General features: G+C 60.3%; 2 protein-coding genes. Both read left to right on the top strand.

Features of this window, described 5'->3' with window-relative positions; genetic code table 11:
* The first annotated feature begins 176 nt into the window (after positions 1-176).
* Positions 177-680 carry an ureidoglycolate lyase gene (locus HX823_RS31465; RefSeq protein WP_017137849.1) on the top strand — a complete coding sequence of 168 codons (504 nt, stop codon included), beginning with the start codon at positions 177-179 and terminating at the stop codon, positions 678-680.
* Between the two features lie 51 nt (positions 681-731).
* The coding region (locus HX823_RS31460; RefSeq protein WP_177078539.1) for a urate hydroxylase PuuD at positions 732-1857 on the top strand (1126 nt) is incomplete at its 3' end.

The raw sequence follows: 1857 nt of genomic DNA, 5'->3' as shown, positions 1-1857 counted from the left end.
GGGTCTTCGGTAAAGTTTCGAAGTAATCGCTAAACCTGTGGTGAGCGGGCTTGCCCCGCGCTGGGGCGCGAAGCGGCCCTGATTTTGGGGCGGCTACGCAGCCCAGCGCGGGGCAAGCCCGCTCACTACAAAAGCAAGCAGATCAAACAACACAAAATTCGGATAAGAAGACAGCCATGCGCACACTCGTGATCGAACCCCTGACCAAAGAAGCCTTCGCCCCCTTCGGAGACGTTATCGAAACCGATGGCAGCGATCACTTCATGATCAACAACGGGTCGACCATGCGCTTCCACAAACTGGCCACGGTGGAAACCGCTACGCCTGAGGACAACGCCATCATCAGCATCTTCCGCGCCGACGCGCAGGACATGCCGCTGACCGTGTGCATGCTGGAACGACACCCGCTGGGCAGCCAGGCTTTCATACCGCTGCTCGGCAACCCCTTTCTGATCGTGGTCGCGCCACTTGGCGATGAACCTGTATCGGGCTTGGTCCGCGCCTTCGTCACCAACGGCAGGCAGGGCATTAATTACCATCGCGGCGTCTGGCACCACCCGGTGCTGACGATCGAAAAGCGGGATGACTTCCTGGTGGTTGATCGCAGTGGCACAGGCAATAACTGCGATGAGCATTTTTTCAAAGAGGATGAGCGTTTGATCCTCGCCCCCCACCAATAAGAGAAGGTCTGATCACCCGACAACAAGGGTGACAGGCGAGAGGTAAAGACTGTGGAAGCACATTTGATGGAATGGCTGAACCTGAGCGTGCGCTGGGTTCACATGATCACGGGCGTCGCGTGGATCGGCGCTTCTTTCTACTTTGTCTGGCTGGAAAACAACCTCAATCGCGTCAACCCCAAGAGCGGCCTGGCCGGTGACTTGTGGGCGATCCACGGTGGCGGTATCTACCACCTGGAAAAATACAAACTGGCCCCGCCGACCATGCCGGATAACCTGCACTGGTTCAAATGGGAAGCCTATTTCACCTGGATGTCGGGCATTGCGCTGCTGTGCGTGGTGTTCTACTGGAACCCGACCTTGTACCTGCTGGCTCCGGGCAGCAGCCTCAGTGGTCCGGAAGGCGTGTTGCTGGGCATTGGCTCACTGTTCGCCGGCTGGTTCATCTACTCCTTCCTCTGCGACTCGGCCCTGGGCAAGCGCCCTGCCCTGCTCGGCTTCATCCTGTTCGTGCTGTTGATTGCCGCCGCGTACGGCTTCAGCAAAGTGTTCAGTGGCCGTGGCGCCTACCTGCACGTGGGTGCGGTGATCGGCACCATCATGGTCGGTAACGTGTTCCGCATCATCATGCCGGCGCAACGCGCGTTGGTGGCGGCAATCGCGGAGAACCGCACGCCAGACCCGGCACTGCCGGCCAAGGGCTTGCTGCGTTCGCGCCACAACAACTACTTCACCTTGCCGGTGCTGTTCATCATGATCAGCAACCACTTCCCGAGCACCTACGGCAGCCAATACAACTGGCTGATCCTGGCCGGTATCGCGGTGGCGGCGGTGTTGGTACGGCATTATTTCAACACCCGTCACAACAGCCAGAAGTATGCGTGGACCTTGCCGGTGGGCGCGTTGGCGATGATTTGCCTGGCGTACGTCACCGGACCAAAACCGGTGTCGACCGCTCCGGAAGTGGCCAAGGCGCCTGCCGCCATCGAGTACCAGCCATTGCCGGAAACGGCGTTGGGCGGTGGCTTGAAACCTGCTGCGCCTGCCGCACCCGCGGCACCTGCGGCTGAACCGGCACCGGCCCAGGCCACTACGGATTTCGGCCAGGTCCACAGCGTGATCGAGCAGCGTTGCACCGTGTGCCATTCGGCCAAGCCCACCAGCCCGCTGTTCAGCA

The organism is Pseudomonas sp. P7759 (assembly GCF_013386445.1).
GTDB lineage: Bacteria > Pseudomonadota > Gammaproteobacteria > Pseudomonadales > Pseudomonadaceae > Aquipseudomonas > Aquipseudomonas azotoformans_A.
This window is presented reverse-complemented; position numbering and strand designations above follow the sequence as displayed.